We start from the raw sequence: 16,513 nt of genomic DNA, 5'->3' as shown, positions 1-16,513 counted from the left end.
CCCTCATTTTACTTACTACATGTCGTTCTACTCAGAATGCATGTCGATAAAGTACCTTCCTGATGGAGTTGGGCGGTATAGCAAACACTCAGGACAAGGTACGATTCAATTTAGGAATAATGTCATGGTTCAAGCAACAGACTTTAGAAATGCAATGTCTTTACTCACAAGTGCGGTTAGTGTTGTGACTACGGCAGGCATGTCTGGCCGTTTTGGATTTACTGCCTCTGCTGTTTGTAGTGTGACTGACACACCTCCGACATTATTGGTCTGTATGAACCAATCTGCGAGTTCACATGCACATTTCCTAGATAACAAAATCTTAACTGTGAATGTTTTAGGCGCACACCACGAACATATTTCAAAAGCATTTTCATCTAAGCTCACACCAGAAGAACGCTTTAAACATGGCGCGTGGATTGAGTTAGAAACAGGTTCACCTGTATTAGATGATGCTTTGGTCAGTTTCGATTGCGAGATTGAGCAAGTTCAACAAGTCGGCACACACACTATTCTTATTTGTCCGATTGTGGCGATTAAACAAAGCGAGCATGACCAAAGTTTGGTTTATTTTAATCGTGCTTATCACCAAGTGGGGCAGACCGAGATTGTCTAATCCCACTTTCCGTTTTGTTGTCTCATATTAAAAGTTAAAAGATAGAAACGAATAAGCATGGATCGCTTCTCTCTAAATTTAAAAAATACAATTAAATATAATATCTAAAATAATAATTAAGTTAATCTAATGAAAAATAATAATAAATTTAAATACTTGTCATAAAAGCTACATTGACACCTCTAAACTCTCAGATTATGCTTTGCGTGCTGGCCTACATTGCCAGCCGGCTTTGACAGGCTGAATGAAAGATCGCATCAGAGTTATTCCTTCTGAGGAATAGTCTTATGCGTAAACTCCTCGTCTCCTCCCGTAGCGGTAGGACGGGAGAGGGACACCTTCGGGTGTGCTGGTTAAATCTTTCACCAGTCTGTCAACCCTCTTTCGTTCTGCCACCATAATTTCAAATGAATGCTTTGGCAGAACTCCCAAAATCAGGAGTTGGCTATGCACATCCATTATTTCTTGGCCCTCAGTGCCAAAAGCTATAACGACACAGCTTAAAAATTTAAAGCAGCTTGAACGCCATAAGGTTTTCAGGCTTTAAGTCATTTTTACTTAAAACTTAGCAAAACAAAACTTGAGATGTGCCAAGCACCGTCTTACGGCTTTGCTGTGCTTTTTTTCTCCCAGAAGGGGCACAGGCTTTTTATCTCAGCCAGACATAACAACTAATTTTTATAACGGTAAAACTATGCCAACTTTAGAAACGACTTCAAAAAAATTAAAAGCAATACATACCGCAATAGACCTATTTAATCTCTATGGATTTCACAACACGGGCGTAGACCTAATTGCCAAAGAAACTAAAATTCCGAAAGCCACGCTTTATAACTACTTTCACTCGAAAGAAAGGCTCGTTGAAACCTGCATAAGCTTTCAAAAAAGCCGACTGAAAGAAGAAGTGCTAGCAATTGTCTATTCACACCGCTACTCAAAACCAAGCGATAAACTTAAAGAAATTGTCCGTTTACATGCCAATGAAAATAGCCTTTACCACCTTTTGTTTAAGGCCATTTTTGAAATAAAACAGCTTTATCCAACGGCTTACCGCATGGCAGTTGAATATCGAAAATGGCTACTTCGAGAGCTTTTTGATCTAGTCTTTAGTCTGGAAAGCAATGCATTTAATCCCGATGCCAACATGGTTTTAAATTTAATTGATGGCTTGATGCTACAGGTTTTAAGCTCTAACAGTTTGAATGAACGGGATGTGATGTTGGAGAGGTTTTGGGAGGCTTAGAACCGATCTATATATGACCTCTTTACCTTATGCGGAGAAGTAGGTTGAAAAGCAAATTGAGCTAAACCTAATTCTGTAAGCCTAATTTTCATTGTTTCTTGAGAAACGTTAAAAATTTCAGTCAAAGGTAAAATGATTTTTCTATAATTTTCAAAATTGCATGGTTGTGAATCAATGTATAGGGGGGAGAAACCTCTATTCCTAATGCCATAATGTTGTAAATAATAGTTTAAAGTCGCTTTTAACCGATTTTCAGGCAGTAGTAAGCAACCCGCAAAATAATTTGCTTGAAATTCTAGTCGATCAATATTCTGGGTAATCTCTATATTTACAGAGTGAGATTCCATAGTTGGAGAAAAATTCTCTGAAATTAAATACTTGTTATGATTAAGAAAAACATGAGCTATTTCATGTGCTTTTGCAAAATTAATTTGATGTTGAGAAAAGAAGCCACTTCCAAAAATGGTAATAGTTTTTAATTTGGTTTCTAGCTTACCAATAATATTTGGATGTTCGGGAGTATTAATCTCAATAATTTTATAACCTAATGTATTTATTATTTCGTTTAAATCTATCTCATCGTTTTTATAAAATTTATTAAATAAGCTTTCTGCAAGAATACTTAACTCTTTTTTAGATTTATAAGGAATAGTTTTAGAGTATGAATTTACACGATGTTGCGTGAAAAATTCTTTTGGAGATATATCTTTCTGTAATGAAAGGAAATCATAAATTAGATCTTTTGGAATACTTGTAAAGCGTAGAGGTGTTTGAATAAAGATATTTGAAGAAGAAATATCTTGGAAGTTTTCTGATGTCAGAGCATTACTTATAATTTCATCAATATTTTTTACTCTATTAATCGTTCTGTTAAAGATAATTTCATGATTATCATTGGCTGTAATTCTCCACAGCCCTATCTTTCTATTTTTTGCAACATTTAATGCTCCTTTCTGAAAGCCATTTTTAGTAATGCAGATAGCCTTTGTATAATGTTTTCCGACTTGACTAACTTTGGTTGAAAACTCTTCAATATCGTCCACAGGAACATTTTTTTCATAATTTTTACATTCAATTAAGATTACTAAATATGGTTCCTTTTGATCAAATAAGAAAACTTCAATAGCTACATCGAAGGTAATATAGTCTTCTCGATCCTTTGAATAATATTTCTTTTGCTTGTAAATTTTAGTGTGACTTGGATTAAGCCCCATATAACCTTTTTGGATTAGAGCTGAAAAATAGTCAAAAACATAATTTTCAAAAATATCGCCTTTCTTTTTAGTATCCATGTATCAAAAAAGTATTGAATTTTTTTGATCATATATAAAAATCAGTAACTTGGCTATATAGGTATAACGCCTTAAGAACTAAATAAGGTTATTCACAACCTCTATAAAGAACTTTCATACTCCACATACCCATCTTCAATTGCAGGAATAATCTCTACAAACTCAAAGTAGGGAACTGTACAAAACTCAGAGTCTCGAATCGCATCAATCACAAAGTAATAATCTTGCAGAGATGCCGTCTCAAACACAGCAATATCAGTCGCTTTAATACTAAACGCTTCCACGTCATACCATCGAACTTTTACAGTCGGGTACTTCTCAAAAATAGGTTCAAGCTTTTGTGTACTAAACTCAGCACGCTTTTCACGAGCTAAAGCCAACCAAGCGGGCAAAGCTCTTAAATGAATAAAAAAAGTATAGGTTCTGGACATAACCACTCCATGACTGAGTCGAGTTGTAGTTCAACTGAAAGGACAGCGTTTGCTTGTCAGATCAACATGACTCAGTCAGTATATGAGTGATTACTCACATTAAATACTCGCATTTTGACACATGTCAGAAACACTCCCAGACCCACGCAAACGCCCGCGTCAAGCACGCTCAGTGGCTACCTTTGAAGCAATTCTAGAAGCGGCTGCTCGCATTTTAGAGTCTTTAGGCTTTGCTGGATTTAACACAAATGCCGTGGCTGAACTTGCTGGAGTAAGCATTGGTAGCCTATATCAATACTTTCCATCTAAAGATGCCTTAATAGTCGAATTGATTCGATGTGAACGAGCTGAGCTTTCAAATCATATTGTTGAAGCCATACAGCAACATGAAGCCGCAGACCTAAAAGAAAAACTAAAACTCATCATACATGCTGCGGTGCAACATCAATTGAGCCGTCCTCAGTTGGCACGAACCTTAGAGTTTGCTTCAGAAATCATTGGAAAAGACATTGAGGAAAGTGAACTTCAACATGAACTTGAAACCATAATTTCTGATCTGTTTATACGCTCAGGTATTTCACATGCACAGTTAGCCGCACAAGATGTCATTGCTTTAAGCAAAGGAATGATTAACGCGGCAGGCATAGCAGGGGAAAGTGATTTAAAAAAATTACAGCAGCGAGTTGAAAAAGCTGTGTTTGGTTATTTAGATTTGAGCTAGCGGACATAAGCCAATGTTACAGAAGAATTTTTAACATTTTTGATCTCTGTGGGTAATGTTTTTTAACTATGCTATATTTTTGATGCACTTAGAATAATTTAGTGGAGAAATAGTTATGTTTAAAAGAAATTTTTATCGTATTTTTTTCTATTTATTTGTTTCTCTATTAACTTCAACTTATTTTAACTTAGTGGATGAGTTCTTTTCTGAGCTTTTAAAGGTACTTCAGATCGAAAATAAGTCTGTTGTATATTTAATTGTTGCCTTGGGTCTTTTTTTAACAAACCCCTATTTTCAAGAACTGTTTAGAAAAAGAATTCGAGAAGCATGCTTAATAAATTTTATGACATATCGATTGAATTTTGAAATTTCTAGATTTAAGTGATTTCTCTTTAAAATATTATTTTTGGAAAAATAAAAAAGCCCAAACATTATGAATTGGGCTTTTTATTAAACAATAAGGCTCTGATTTATATAAGATAAAAAGTTAATTTCGTATAAGGCGTATTATGTTAATTTTAGATAAATTACATAATTTCTATTCCACATTATTTGATAATTTAACAATATCTTTAACTTCTAAAATATTAGTTGAATAACCTCGACGCATAGCATTTAACATAGCAATACCAATACTTTGAGTTGTTAAAATTGAATTTGGTACAACAAACTTAAATATAGGGAAAAATGGCTTCATAATTCTATAAAACAAGCGATAGCTTTTCGTTTTAGATTGAATACCATCTAGAGGCTGAATAATTGCAGGTCGAAAAAGATAGACCGCTTTAAAATCCATCTTCAGTAATGCATTCTCAGTTTTTCCTTTGATGCGTGCCCACATCGTCTTACCGCTTTCACTACTGTCTGTACCACTACCCGAAACATAGATAAACGTCATATCAGGGTTATGAGTCACCACTGCCTGTGCAATTCTAGTTGTTAGTTCATATGTAACGTGTTGATATTCTTCTTCAGTTAGTCCCGTTACAGACTGGCCTATACAAAAAAAACAGGCATCGTAATTTTGAATAGATTGTAAATATTCAGTTTTATATAGATCAGGAATTATGATCTGATCTAATTTTGCATCTATACGATCCAATTTTTTACGTGCTATCACCGTGATATGAGTTACATCGGATGCTAATAAACTTTCTTTTAAAACACCTTCTCCCACCATGCCACTGGCACCAAAGATGACAATTTTCATTATTTTCTCACTTTCACTGCTTCGTTAAGATGAACTTGCCGCCATTTTGTAGGTGTTGAGTTTTCCCACTCCTGAAATGCACGAAAAAATGATCCTTGCTCTTCATACCCAAGTAAATAAGAAATCTCAGCAATATCTAGACTGGAATCCAATAAATACTCACAAGCGAGCTGCTTTCTAGTTTCAGAAAGTAATGCTTGGAAACTTGCACCTTCATTCTTTAAATGTCTTTGCAGTGATCGCTGACTGATAGACAATTCTTTTGCAACACTTCTTAGTTCAGGGCGTCCGGCTGTTAAAGATCTTCGCAATAGCCATTTAACTTGCTCAGAAACTGTTAAACCTGTGCTCTGTTGATTCAAATTTACTTCCAACGCTGCATCTAGAATCTTTAATAATTCATCGTTATAGCTAGGGAAACTGAGATCTAAATCTTTTTGATAAAAATACACTCTATTTTCACTTGAGTTACAGTGTATCGGACAGTTAATAAATCCTGTAAAAACATCAGCAATGTCACGATTTAAATCTAATTTGGCAGGTTGAACCAATTGCTGAGTACCTTCTCTAGCTAAGTAAATTAAAGAAGCAATTGTGGCATCTATAAGTGCATGGGGCGGTTTAATTTGTTCAGTTGGCCATCTAATGTTGATACAGAGTAACCCTTTCTCTTCAGTTAGTAATAATTCTTCGGGTGTGCATAAAGCCTTAAATCGCGAAACACGCTGGATGGCATCACGTAAATTTTTTGCATGATATGCTACTAAAAAAGACGGAGGTAAGTTTCCGCTATCTAATACTTGAAGAAGTTTAATACCAACACCCTTACCCTTAAAATTTTCTAAGGCTTGCCACAGTTTAAAAAACTGTAGAGTTGTTACCCGTGCATCATCACGAGCAACATTTAAAGGTAGCTCTGCTTCTTTAATTAAAGCAGAACGGCTTAAATCAAGCCGCTCTACGGCTAACCAAAATGCTGTTGGCACTTTTATATTCTCAGACATCACTTCGCTTGAAATCCTCCATCTACACTTAAAATATGCCCCGTAACAAAGCTCGCTTCATCAGAGAGTAACCAAGCAATACCATTCGCAATTTCTTCAGGTTTTCCTAAACGATTCATAGGGTGCATTGCGCTAATGTTTGCTTCATTATAATTTGCATCACCGCCATCCAATTGCTTCGCAATAATGTCTGTTTTAACAGCTCCAGGTGCTACACCATTAATACGGATACCCTGAGAAGCATGGTCAACTGCTGAAGACTTAGTTAGCCCTACAACTGCATGTTTAGTCGAAGCATATGTATCTGCCCAAGGAATACCATTTAAACCAGCAATAGAAGCAAGATTTACAATAGATCCATGACCTTGTTTAAGCATTTGAATGATTTCATACTTCATCGAGAAATAAACGCCTAAAATATTAGTATTAATCATTTCTTTATATAGGTTCGTATCTGATAAATTGATAGTTGAGGTCTCATTAGAAATACCAGCATTATTGACAGCCATATCTAAACGTCCAAACTCAAGCACGATTTGATCTATCATACTTTTAACATCTTCTTCATTCGATATATCGTTACGAATGAAACGTACCTGAGCTTTATTTTTTGCGAAGGCTTTTATCTCTTCAACTGCTTTTAATCCCGTTTCTTCACGTCGACCAGAAATAATAACTGTAGTCCCTTGTGACACCAGCTTTATTGCTGTCGCTTTACCAATACCAGATGCTCCACCTGTAATCAGTGCAATTTTATTTTCCATTAGAAACTCTTCATATTGATTGTTTATAGATCAATATTAGAAGCTTTTTCTTTTCTATATAAATCGAATCACGCCATCAATATGCCAAATCACGCCAATTTATGAAATAAATTGAGGGTAAAAAATAGAGGAGTATCTGTTTCCCCCCAGTGATTAACCCAAACTATTGAATAGACTTATACCATTCTGAAGTTTTAGATTTGATATTGAATACCTCCCCCATGATTGGAGTAAGCGTATTTATTCCATAAGATTGAACTAATGGAATGCTCTTCAGCACAGGCTCATTCCAGTGATGTAATGCCATACTGTATGCACCCCAATGTACAGGGACAAAATGTTTTGTTCCAACATCTTTGGCTGCCTGTGCTGTCTGCTCAGGACTCATATGTGTTGCAGCCCACCTAATATCGTATTGTCCATTTTCAATAAAAGCGATGTCGATTTGAGGATAACGTTTTCCTACTTCTGCATAATGGGGACCGTAGCCATTATCACCACTATAAAAAATAGTCTGTTTTTGATCTTGGATTACCCAACCTGCCCATAAAGAGCGATTACTATCGCGCATTCCGCGCCCAGAGGCATGCTGTGCTTCAGTTGCTGTGATTCTGACATTTTTAAATTGATGCTGTTGCCACCAATCAAGCTCTGTAATTTGCTGTGCCGATATTCCCCAACTTTCTAAAGTAGTCGCAAGACCAAGGGGTACAATAAATTTGGTTGCAGGTGAATGCTGAGCAAAATATTCAATGGTCTGCTGTTCTAAATGATCATAATGATTATGAGAAATAATAACGAGATCAACTGAAGGAAACTCATCGACTTGAACAGGGGCTTTTTGAAAGCGATGCATCATGATCCCCATTGGAGCTACGGTATCCCCAAACACAGGATCTATTGCAATGGTTTGTCCACCCACTCGCATCAGAAGATTTGAATGGCCTAACCAGATAAATTGATTTTCTGCATTCTTGTTTAAGAAGGTATCCCAATTAGGTATTTTCATTGGTAATGCCTGCGCTGGGGCACGATTTTTTTCATTTCGCAACATATCCCAAACAACAGATATACCATCTGAAAATGAAACAACTTCTTCTAATTTTTGGCGATTAAAAAAAATCTGCTGTTTTTCATTAAAATGATCACTAGCTGAATAATTGAGAGGCTTCGGAGTTGTCGCAATATAGCTTGCACCAGTTAAACATCCGATTAATGTGGGTATCCAAATACGTTTTTTCATGGCTGGTTTTCAACTCAAAAGTGAAAATTAGCATAGGAACCACCCTATGCTGATCAAATAAGCTTGACTATGTTGTTATTTAAAATGCAATGGTTTGTAGCTCAATAAAGCTATTTAAACCAGATTGACCAAATTCACGGCCCATACCACTTTGTTTGAACCCACCAAAAGGTGTATCAAATGAAGGCATCTGACTATTGATGTACACACCACCAGTACGAACTTGACGCGCGATTTCTATAGCTTTATCCGTTTCATTTGTGAATACACCACCACTTAAACCATATTCACTATCATTTGCAATTTGGATTGCTTCTTCAATAGTGTTGTAGGGAATTGCGACGACAACTGGTCCAAAAATCTCTTCACGCGCTACACGCATGTCGTTATTGACGTTAGTTAGTAACGTAGGTTTTACATACCAGCCGTTTTCATACTGTGTCCCTTGGGGTTTTTCTAAACCACCACATGCCACAGTTGCCCCCTCATCAATACCAATTTGAATGTAACCACGTACTTTTTCATATTGATTTTTATTGAATAATGGACCCAAGAAAGTATCCTCTTCAAATGGGTTTCCAATCTTCAGACTATCTAATGTCGTCGCAAGAGTTTGAGTAATTTCCTCATATTTTGAAGTAGGTACTAATAAGCGTGTTAGGCCAATACAGGCTTGTCCGTTATTCAGGAATGAGCGAACTAAAGTATGTTGGGCAACTTCCTGAGCAGAGATATCATCCAAAATAATTCCAGCCGATTTACCACCTAGTTCAAAACTACCACGTTTCATTTGCTTGCCAGCAATTGATGCAATCGTACGCCCTGCACCAGTTGAACCCGTAAATGCAATCTTATCTATTCCTGAGTGACTAATTAGATATTCACTTGCTTCACGATCTGCTGGTAATACAGAAAATGCGCCCTTATCTAAGCCTGCTTCTTCTAACAGAGAAACAACATTTAAGGCATCTAAAGATGTTTCAGGAGTGGGCTTAAGAATTACAGTACAACCCGCAATGAGAGCTGGAATTATTTTCGCCATTGCAGATTGGAGTGGAGCATTCCATGGAGTAACTGCTGCAACTACACCGACAGGTGTACTACGAACAATTGATCCATGACCATCTTCATTTTTGCTGACTTTTTCCCATTGGTGTACTTTAGCCATACGAATGAATTCACTGATCAAATAAGCCTGTGATTGCTGCAATGGCAAGTTGAAAGCAATAGGAGCACCATTTTGTAAAGTGACTAATTCCGCATAATCGCGATCATAGGAAGGAGCAATTTCATTAAACTTTTCAAAGACTGCAAGACGGTGTTCAATAGGCTTGTTAGCCCATGAGCCTGATTGAAAATGTTGAACTGCTTTTGCGACAGCAAGATCAACATCTTCTTCATGTGCAAGTACAATTGAACCAAAGGCAGACTGGTCATGAGGACTCACTAATGTACGCTTTTCTTCAGTAATGGGTTTGACCCATTCACCAGCAATGTATAGAGCATCAAAATCTTTTTTCAGTTGTAGTTTTACATTGTTCATTGTTGTACCTTTCAAATTTAACAGAAGATAGCTTTATTAAAATGTAAAAGGTGACTCATCACCATTTGTAATGCGCCAATGTTATTGCAAATCACGCCATTATTGTTTCCATTTAACATAATCGGCGTTATCTGAAACGATATTTGAAAAGATTTTTAAAATCAGAGTGTTAAGAATTATTATCTACTACAAAAAAAGCAAAATTCCGATTTTGACACAAATCGGCTTTTTTATGAGCAGATTTAATAGTTCACGCCAATCATTTTGACTAAAAATCACTCTGTACAACTTGAGTGAGACATAACTAGGTTTAACAGAAAATTTCTTTTTCGAATTCAAAATTAGAATAAAAGCTAATGTTTATCACAACAGATATTCTTGTAGCTCTTTTTCAATTGTTTCGCTAATCAACGTTGAATAGTCACTATCCTTAGTATCTAAATGACGCATTAACCACACATCTTGTTTTAAAGTTTGCATAGGTAGTATGGATACTAAACCAGAAGCCTTTGCAACAAAACAAGGCAGGGCTGTAATTCCTTGTCCTTCAATGACTGCTCGTAGTTGCGAGTGCATGTTATCAAAAGACAAGGCAGGGGCTGCATCTTGGGTGAGTTCACGCATCCATTGTGCTAGAAACGTATATTGAAGGCTTCGGTCCCAACCGATTATACGATGATTCAATAAATCATCAGCCGTTTCAGCATGCTCTGTGAAACTGGCGAGATAGTCCTTACTACAATAAAGTCCATACTCCAGTTGGCCAAGGCGTCGAATAATGTAACGCCCGCTTTCTGGACGCACAAGTCGAAGAATAATGTCAGCTTCCCGTCGGGAAAAATCAACAGGAACGACACTCGTTGAGATTTCTAATTGTAAATCTGGATGCTTGAGTTGCAATGCTGTTAGCTTTGATTGGAGCAACTGCTGCCCAATTAACTCAGGTAAAGCAATGCGGAACAATGATTGTTGCCCTTGATCGTTGTAACGTTCCATCGCTATTAAATGTTCTTCTGCTTTTTCAGCCAAAGAAAAAAAATGTTTTCCAACGTGGGTGAGTGTATAGCCATCATTGTCTCGAGAAAAAAGAATCGCATTGAGACTTTTCTCTAGTTCAACAGCTCTGCGATGTACGGTAGAAACACTGATACCAAGCAATTTTGCACTGCGGCTCAACCCGCCAGTTCGCCCAATAGCTAACAAAATTTTAGTATCGTCCCAATTCATACCTTTCCATATTTAGAAAATGCGTTTGCAATAAAAACTATAGTATCGCCGATGTTTAGATTTATACAATTCAAACAACCACTACAAAGACTCAAAACTCATTATTTGAGACGACTATAAACCTTTTAGAGCTAAGGCATGTGTCGTTGCAATTAAATAAGATTTTCTGGTTATGGCAGGAGCTATTTCTGAGATCACAATATTAACAACAGAGGAGTTCTGCCATGACGACCATTTATGTAGTTGATGCATTTACCACCAAACCAAATACAGGAAATCGAGCAGGCGTTGTGCTAGATGCTGACCATCTTACAACTCAAGAGATGCAAGATATTGCTGCATTCGCAGGGTATTCAGAAACTGCCTTTGTTTTGTCACCTAAAGATCAAAGCCATGACATACATGTTCGATATTTTACCCCTACAAATGAAGTACCGATCTGTGGACATGCGACGATCGCTACTCATTTTTTACGTGCAACTACAGGCCACCAATCAGACTATCCATTAATCGCAAAAACGGGGGCTGGTCATTTACCCGTTTCAATATTTGGAAGTCCAGAAGCGTTATTGGTGAAAATGACTCAAGGCCGCGTAGAGTTTTTACCACCTTTTAATGCGAGTCAACGGAGTGAACTTGCAAGCGCATTGGGTGTGAGTGAAAGTGATTTTGCTAACTTGCCAATACAAGTTGTCACGACGGGGCATTCCAAGGTGATGGTGCCCATGCTGAGCAGAAGTACACTTGATGAATTAACTCCGAACAATGAAAAATTGAAAGCTATTAGTGCTGAAATAGGCTGCAATGGCTTTTTCCCATTTGTCTTGGAAGGTAGTAAGCAAGAACCTATTACTTATGGTCGAATGTTCGCACCCGCGATCGGTATTAATGAAGATCCTGTAACTGGTAATGCAAATGGTCCAGCAGGAGCGTACCTTGTTCATCACGATTTAATCGAATGTGATAAGAAAGTAACTTATTGGGGATATCAAGGTCTAGCCATACAAAGACCGGGGCGAGTTTTAGTAACAGTTGAGAAAACAGATTCAATATTACACGTCAGTATTGCAGGCCAAGCCGTTTTAGTTGGTTCTCTTATTTTCCCCAGCAATTTTAATAATGAATGATATTATGATTAAGCACTCAACAACAATCTTGTCTACTGTAGGGAATGAAGATGCTTAAGCATGAGGGTCAAAGTCCAATCGAGATATACAATTCCATGATTGATAATGGCGATGTTCTTGCAGATCCATCTCAGCGACAAGCTATTGAAACATTGGATGAGATTTGGAATCAACTTGAAAACCAGTCTAATCATTTCTTTAGTCCCCAGATTAAAGGTCTATATATGTGGGGGAGTGTAGGAACAGGCAAGACATGGATTATGGACTTGTTCTATAACTCTCTTAGTTTTAAAAAGAAAATGAGAGTGCATTTTCATCATTTCCTAAAAGATGTTCACAAACAACTTATTGGTTATCGGGGAAATAAAGATCCTTTAACGCTGATCGCTAATGACATCGCAAGCAACTATAAACTAATTTGCTTCGATGAGTTTTTTGTATCAAATGTTGCCGACGCAATGATACTTTCAAATCTATTTAATCTGCTATTTTCAAAGAAAGTGATATTGGTTGCTACCTCGAATATTGATCCGAAAGATCTTTATAAAGATGGTTTAAATCGCGATAGATTTTTAGAGACGATAGATCATATCAATAAGAATTGCACGGTTTTGAAGATCGGTAATCAACTAGATTATAGAACCATAAAAGAAAGCAACTCCAATGATGAGTTCTATAGATTTCCATTAAATGAAGAATCAGAACAATGGCTTTATTCGGTTTACCAACGACTTACCAATAACCAGAAAGAACTCAAGACGAACATCATAATCAATCATAGATCAATAGATGTTAAATCTTGTCATAAGAACGTGATTTGGTTCGACTTTGAAGCCATTTGCCGAGAAGCCAGAAGCCCAGCTGATTATATTGAGATCGCTACGCAATATGACTATGTTCTAATCAGTGGAATTGGTGACCTGACAGATAGAATTTATGATACCGTGAGACGTTTTATTTATTTGATTGATGAGCTTTATGATCAAAAAATCAAACTCTACTTTTTTGCCTCACAGCCACTAAATCAATTATATAAAGGTGAGAGGCTTAAATTTGAATTTCAAAGAACTTACTCACGATTACAGGAAATGCAAAGCATAAGTTATAACAAGGAACTTCAAGAGCCTGCTTGAATTTCCTTTTATAATGAAATTTATTTTTAAAGCGAAATTTTTATAACAAAGAAATAATCACAACAAAGAGTTTTAAACATTTTAATATTTGATCAAATTGTCTAATATTCATGTGGTAATTTATATTTTAGTATAGTTTGAATTTTTTAAAAATTAGAAATGGAATTTTAAATGTATCTTTTAGAATATTTTTCAGTGCTGCAACTTTCGATAATGTTAATAACAATAGTTTTTTCTTATATTATTTTTGGAATGGTTGGTTTTGGAACTGCGTTAATTGCTAGTCCTGTATTACTTAACTTTTTACCTCTTTCTCAAATTATTCCCCTTTTAGCCTTACTAGATATGTTTGCTGCCATTTCGAATGTTATTAAAGATGGTAAGAAGGCAGACTTTTCTGAATTAAAATTCCTAATACCACTTATGTTTGTCGGTAGTTTTCTTGGCTTTATAGTGCTGATGAGAGTGAATGCGAGTTACGCACTTCTAGCATTTGGTATATTTACTCTTTTATATGCGATTTACTCATTAAGCGGCTTTAAACCCCAGAAAAAACTAGAGAAAAAATTTGTTTTTCCTTTTGGGTTATCTGGTGGTTTCTTAGGAGCTATGTTTGGTAGCGGTGGGTTTTTATATGCGATTTATCTTAACGGACGAATTGAAACCCCAGAAAAAATCCGCGTCACTCAAACTACATTAATTGGGTGTAGTACGGTTTTTCGAGTCATTCTATTTACTACAGCAGGTGTGTACTTTTCGGATAACTTATTTTCACTTGCGCTTCTGTTTATTCCATCAATGTTGATAGGTGCGTTCATTGGCAAGCGAATTACACTCAAATTGTCTAAACAACAATTCTTGAAGATTATTAATATCATTGTGCTGCTATCTGGAATCTCGATTATTGTTAAATATACTTTAACAATATAGATTCATTATTTTTAGTTTCTAAACTAATTGATTTAGATATTAATAATTTTAATTTTATTCTATTTGTTTTAATAACGAAGGGTAAGATACATATATTGCTTTATAGGAAATATTAATCAATACCTTGATGCCTATAGTGAAATAAAACCAATTATAAATACCCAGTTATAATTTTTGATTTTAATAGTGTGATAGTGGGTTCTGACAAAACTAACTATAGACCCAGTAAACTTTGCATGAAGTTCATTTAAAATTAATTTAAGTGAGAAAGTCATAGGAGATAAGTATAGGGGAGTCAATTTAGCAAGATTGCTAAAGATTGATACATACTTGAACGTGATGTGCGTAAGATACAGCAGGCGATAGCCAATAAAAAAACCGCTATAGATAGCGGTTTTTTTATTTAGCAGATGCTTAAACTTACCAGCTTAACGCGCCACCAGTTTGGTAGTCAGTTACGCGAGTTTCAAAGAAGTTCTTCTCTTTACGTAAGTCCATCATCTCAGACATCCACGCAAATGGATTCGTTACACCGGCAAATTGCTCTGGTAAACCTAACTGAGATAAACGGCGGTTACAGATGAATTTCAAATATTCTTCCATCATGCTTGCATTCATACCCAATACACCACGTGGCATTGTGTCACGCGCATATTCGATTTCAAGCATTGTGCCTTCAACAATCATTTGAACCACTTCTTGTTGGAACTCAGCGCTCCAAAGGTGAGGGTTCTCAATCTTGATTTGGTTAATCATGTCGATACCAAAGTTCAAGTGCATAGACTCATCACGCAAGATGTATTGAAATTGCTCAGCAACACCGTTCATCTTGTTACGACGACCCATACTCAAAATTTGAGTAAAGCCACAGTAGAAGAAGATCCCTTCAAGAACACAGTAGAATGCAATCAGGTTACGAAGTAAACGCTGGTCGTTTTCAGGTGTGCCTGTGTGGAAATTAGGGTCAGTTAAAGATTGAGTATATTTCAATCCCCATGCTGCTTTACGCGCAACAGATGGAACTTCACGGTACATGTTGAAGACTTCGCCTTCATCCATACCTAAAGATTCGATACAGTATTGGTAAGCGTGAGTGTGAATTGCTTCTTCAAATGCTTGACGCAAAATGTACTGACGGCATTCAGGGTTAGTAATGTGGCGGTAAATTGCCAATACTAAGTTGTTTGCAACCAAAGAGTCCGCAGTAGAGAAGAAACCTAAAGAACGCATAACAATCGTACGCTCATCTTCAGTTAAGCCGTTTTCAGACTTCCAAAGCGCGATGTCTAGGTTCATGTTTACTTCTTGCGGCATCCAGTGGTTTGCACACCCGTCAAGATACTTCTGCCAAGCCCACTCATATTTAAATGGAACAAGCTGGTTCAAGTCCGCACGACAGTTAATCATTGCTTTGTCATCAACTTGAACACGTTGCGCGCCCATTTCTAGCTCTTCAAGGCCAGGGGCAACATCTAAGTGTTCTAAGGCTGCAGAGGCTCTAGCCACCGTATCGGAGGCAACTGTTGGTCGCACGGAATGGGTTCCAGCGGATTGTGGAGCTGCCACGCTCTGCGATGATGACTGCGCAGCAGATACATTCTGCGAATCAGACGTTTTTTCCGGTTGGATGGGCGCAGACTTGTGTTCAGGTGCAGCCGGTTTTTGCGAATCATCTTCAAAATCGTCCCAACTAAGGATAGACATTTTTGTTCTCTCTTCGTTGTGTATATCTATATTTGACATCTCTTAAACGAAGATGTCCCTACTATACGCTTTTAATGTGTAAACAAAATTAAGTTTTATTGATGCATGACCAAATTTTGGGCCTCTGGTCTCTACTCACTACAACTTATTTTGCTTACGCTGTTGCTTACGTATTGTGAAAAATGCGTAAATCAATGGTATATAAAAGAAAAGAAAGGCAAAGATTAAAACTCCAACACCAAGCATATAGTTATGGCTGAGATGAAAAAGCATAATCTTTACCTCTTAAAATTGCTCTTTAGTGAAAAAGAGCAATTTTATTGAA

The 16,513-nt window shown here is 36.7% G+C and carries 17 protein-coding genes; 7 read left to right on the top strand and 10 right to left on the bottom strand.

Annotation, left to right across the window (positions count from 1 at the left end; all coding sequences use genetic code 11):
- Window positions 1-124 precede the first annotated feature (124 nt).
- Window positions 125-616 carry a flavin reductase gene (locus tag QLG01_RS06810; protein ID WP_056483724.1) on the top strand — a complete coding sequence of 164 codons (492 nt, stop codon included), beginning with the start codon at window positions 125-127 and terminating at the stop codon, window positions 614-616.
- Between the two features lie 694 nt (window positions 617-1,310).
- On the top strand, window positions 1,311-1,859 hold the full coding sequence (locus QLG01_RS06805; protein ID WP_282496073.1) for a TetR/AcrR family transcriptional regulator: 549 nt from the start codon (window positions 1,311-1,313) through the stop codon (window positions 1,857-1,859).
- On the opposite strand, the gene QLG01_RS06800 is transcribed toward QLG01_RS06805, so the two are convergent.
- On the bottom strand, window positions 1,856-3,151 hold the full coding sequence (locus QLG01_RS06800; RefSeq protein ID WP_282496072.1) for an ImmA/IrrE family metallo-endopeptidase: 1,296 nt from the start codon (window positions 3,149-3,151) through the stop codon (window positions 1,856-1,858). The genes QLG01_RS06805 and QLG01_RS06800 overlap by 4 nt on opposite strands.
- 101 nt (window positions 3,152-3,252) lie before the next feature.
- Entirely contained in the window at window positions 3,253-3,582 is a 330-nt protein-coding gene (locus tag QLG01_RS06795; RefSeq protein WP_282496071.1) for a darcynin family protein, read from the bottom strand.
- A gap of 121 nt (window positions 3,583-3,703) precedes the next feature.
- On the opposite strand from QLG01_RS06795, the gene QLG01_RS06790 reads away from it, so the two are divergent.
- Window positions 3,704-4,303 (top strand): TetR/AcrR family transcriptional regulator, encoded by a 600-nt coding sequence (locus tag QLG01_RS06790; RefSeq protein WP_282496070.1) that lies wholly within the window; start codon window positions 3,704-3,706, stop codon window positions 4,301-4,303.
- 115 nt (window positions 4,304-4,418) lie between these two features.
- The gene (locus tag QLG01_RS06785) at window positions 4,419-4,688 is read left to right on the top strand and encodes a hypothetical protein (RefSeq protein WP_282496069.1); all 270 of its coding nucleotides are present in this window, start codon (window positions 4,419-4,421) and stop codon (window positions 4,686-4,688) included.
- Between the two features lie 153 nt (window positions 4,689-4,841).
- On the opposite strand, the gene QLG01_RS06780 is transcribed toward QLG01_RS06785, so the two are convergent.
- The 6 genes from QLG01_RS06780 to QLG01_RS06755 all read right to left on the bottom strand — a co-directional run bounded on the left by QLG01_RS06780 (window position 4,842) and on the right by QLG01_RS06755 (window position 11,294).
- Complete coding sequence (locus QLG01_RS06780; RefSeq protein ID WP_282496068.1) at window positions 4,842-5,513, bottom strand: hypothetical protein; 672 nt, start codon at window positions 5,511-5,513, stop codon at window positions 4,842-4,844.
- Entirely contained in the window at window positions 5,513-6,517 is a 1,005-nt protein-coding gene (locus QLG01_RS06775) for an AraC family transcriptional regulator (protein ID WP_282496067.1), read from the bottom strand. The genes QLG01_RS06780 and QLG01_RS06775 overlap by 1 nt, the downstream gene beginning before the upstream one ends.
- Window positions 6,517-7,281: a glucose 1-dehydrogenase gene (locus tag QLG01_RS06770; RefSeq protein WP_282496066.1), complete on the bottom strand. Its 765-nt coding sequence runs from the start codon at window positions 7,279-7,281 to the stop codon at window positions 6,517-6,519. Before QLG01_RS06770 ends, QLG01_RS06775 begins: the two co-directional genes overlap by 1 nt.
- A gap of 163 nt (window positions 7,282-7,444) precedes the next feature.
- On the bottom strand, window positions 7,445-8,524 hold the full coding sequence (locus QLG01_RS06765) for an MBL fold metallo-hydrolase (protein WP_282496065.1): 1,080 nt from the start codon (window positions 8,522-8,524) through the stop codon (window positions 7,445-7,447).
- 79 nt (window positions 8,525-8,603) lie between these two features.
- Window positions 8,604-10,067 carry an aldehyde dehydrogenase gene (locus QLG01_RS06760; protein WP_282496064.1) on the bottom strand — a complete coding sequence of 488 codons (1,464 nt, stop codon included), beginning with the start codon at window positions 10,065-10,067 and terminating at the stop codon, window positions 8,604-8,606.
- Between the two features lie 363 nt (window positions 10,068-10,430).
- On the bottom strand, window positions 10,431-11,294 hold the full coding sequence (locus tag QLG01_RS06755; protein WP_282496063.1) for a LysR family transcriptional regulator: 864 nt from the start codon (window positions 11,292-11,294) through the stop codon (window positions 10,431-10,433).
- A 224-nt stretch (window positions 11,295-11,518) separates the two neighbouring features.
- Here QLG01_RS06755 and QLG01_RS06750 point away from each other — a divergent pair, with 224 nt between their 5' ends.
- The 3 genes from QLG01_RS06750 to QLG01_RS06740 all read left to right on the top strand — a co-directional run bounded on the left by QLG01_RS06750 (window position 11,519) and on the right by QLG01_RS06740 (window position 14,484).
- The gene (locus QLG01_RS06750; RefSeq protein WP_282496062.1) at window positions 11,519-12,421 is read left to right on the top strand and encodes a PhzF family isomerase; all 903 of its coding nucleotides are present in this window, start codon (window positions 11,519-11,521) and stop codon (window positions 12,419-12,421) included.
- 50 nt (window positions 12,422-12,471) lie between these two features.
- Window positions 12,472-13,554, top strand: a complete 1,083-nt coding sequence (zapE, locus tag QLG01_RS06745) for a cell division protein ZapE (RefSeq protein ID WP_282496061.1) — start codon at window positions 12,472-12,474, stop codon at window positions 13,552-13,554.
- Window positions 13,555-13,725: 171 nt separating this feature from the next.
- Window positions 13,726-14,484: a sulfite exporter TauE/SafE family protein gene (locus QLG01_RS06740; protein WP_282496060.1), complete on the top strand. Its 759-nt coding sequence runs from the start codon at window positions 13,726-13,728 to the stop codon at window positions 14,482-14,484.
- Window positions 14,485-14,904: 420 nt separating this feature from the next.
- Here the strand turns inward: QLG01_RS06740 and QLG01_RS06735 are convergent, their stop codons facing one another.
- Entirely contained in the window at window positions 14,905-16,188 is a 1,284-nt protein-coding gene (locus tag QLG01_RS06735) for a ribonucleotide-diphosphate reductase subunit beta (protein ID WP_005302967.1), read from the bottom strand.
- A gap of 138 nt (window positions 16,189-16,326) precedes the next feature.
- Window positions 16,327-16,461 carry a preprotein translocase subunit YajC gene (locus QLG01_RS06730; RefSeq protein ID WP_081399196.1) on the bottom strand — a complete coding sequence of 45 codons (135 nt, stop codon included), beginning with the start codon at window positions 16,459-16,461 and terminating at the stop codon, window positions 16,327-16,329.
- Window positions 16,462-16,513: the final 52 nt, after the last annotated feature.

Source organism: Acinetobacter sp. V89_4, assembly GCF_029967875.1.
GTDB lineage: Bacteria > Pseudomonadota > Gammaproteobacteria > Pseudomonadales > Moraxellaceae > Acinetobacter > Acinetobacter oleivorans.
Note: the sequence above shows the minus strand (reverse complement) of the source record. Positions and strands in the feature narration are given on the sequence as shown.

Bases quoted from the DNA above. Each gene is read 5' to 3' on its own strand.
- QLG01_RS06810 (WP_056483724.1), top strand. From the start codon at position 125: ATGGTTCAAGCAACAGACTTTAGAAATGCAATGTCTTTACTCACAAGT.
- QLG01_RS06805 (WP_282496073.1), top strand. From the start codon at position 1,311: ATGCCAACTTTAGAAACGACTTCAAAAAAATTAAAAGCAATACATACC.
- QLG01_RS06800 (WP_282496072.1), bottom strand. From the start codon at position 3,151: ATGGATACTAAAAAGAAAGGCGATATTTTTGAAAATTATGTTTTTGAC.
- QLG01_RS06795 (WP_282496071.1), bottom strand. From the start codon at position 3,582: ATGTCCAGAACCTATACTTTTTTTATTCATTTAAGAGCTTTGCCCGCT.
- QLG01_RS06790 (WP_282496070.1), top strand. From the start codon at position 3,704: ATGTCAGAAACACTCCCAGACCCACGCAAACGCCCGCGTCAAGCACGC.
- QLG01_RS06785 (WP_282496069.1), top strand. From the start codon at position 4,419: ATGTTTAAAAGAAATTTTTATCGTATTTTTTTCTATTTATTTGTTTCT.
- QLG01_RS06780 (WP_282496068.1), bottom strand. From the start codon at position 5,513: ATGAAAATTGTCATCTTTGGTGCCAGTGGCATGGTGGGAGAAGGTGTT.
- QLG01_RS06775 (WP_282496067.1), bottom strand. From the start codon at position 6,517: ATGTCTGAGAATATAAAAGTGCCAACAGCATTTTGGTTAGCCGTAGAG.
- QLG01_RS06770 (WP_282496066.1), bottom strand. From the start codon at position 7,281: ATGGAAAATAAAATTGCACTGATTACAGGTGGAGCATCTGGTATTGGT.
- QLG01_RS06765 (WP_282496065.1), bottom strand. From the start codon at position 8,524: ATGAAAAAACGTATTTGGATACCCACATTAATCGGATGTTTAACTGGT.
- QLG01_RS06760 (WP_282496064.1), bottom strand. From the start codon at position 10,067: ATGAACAATGTAAAACTACAACTGAAAAAAGATTTTGATGCTCTATAC.
- QLG01_RS06755 (WP_282496063.1), bottom strand. From the start codon at position 11,294: ATGAATTGGGACGATACTAAAATTTTGTTAGCTATTGGGCGAACTGGC.
- QLG01_RS06750 (WP_282496062.1), top strand. From the start codon at position 11,519: ATGACGACCATTTATGTAGTTGATGCATTTACCACCAAACCAAATACA.
- zapE (WP_282496061.1), top strand. From the start codon at position 12,472: ATGCTTAAGCATGAGGGTCAAAGTCCAATCGAGATATACAATTCCATG.
- QLG01_RS06740 (WP_282496060.1), top strand. From the start codon at position 13,726: ATGTATCTTTTAGAATATTTTTCAGTGCTGCAACTTTCGATAATGTTA.
- QLG01_RS06735 (WP_005302967.1), bottom strand. From the start codon at position 16,188: ATGTCTATCCTTAGTTGGGACGATTTTGAAGATGATTCGCAAAAACCG.
- QLG01_RS06730 (WP_081399196.1), bottom strand. From the start codon at position 16,461: ATGCTTTTTCATCTCAGCCATAACTATATGCTTGGTGTTGGAGTTTTA.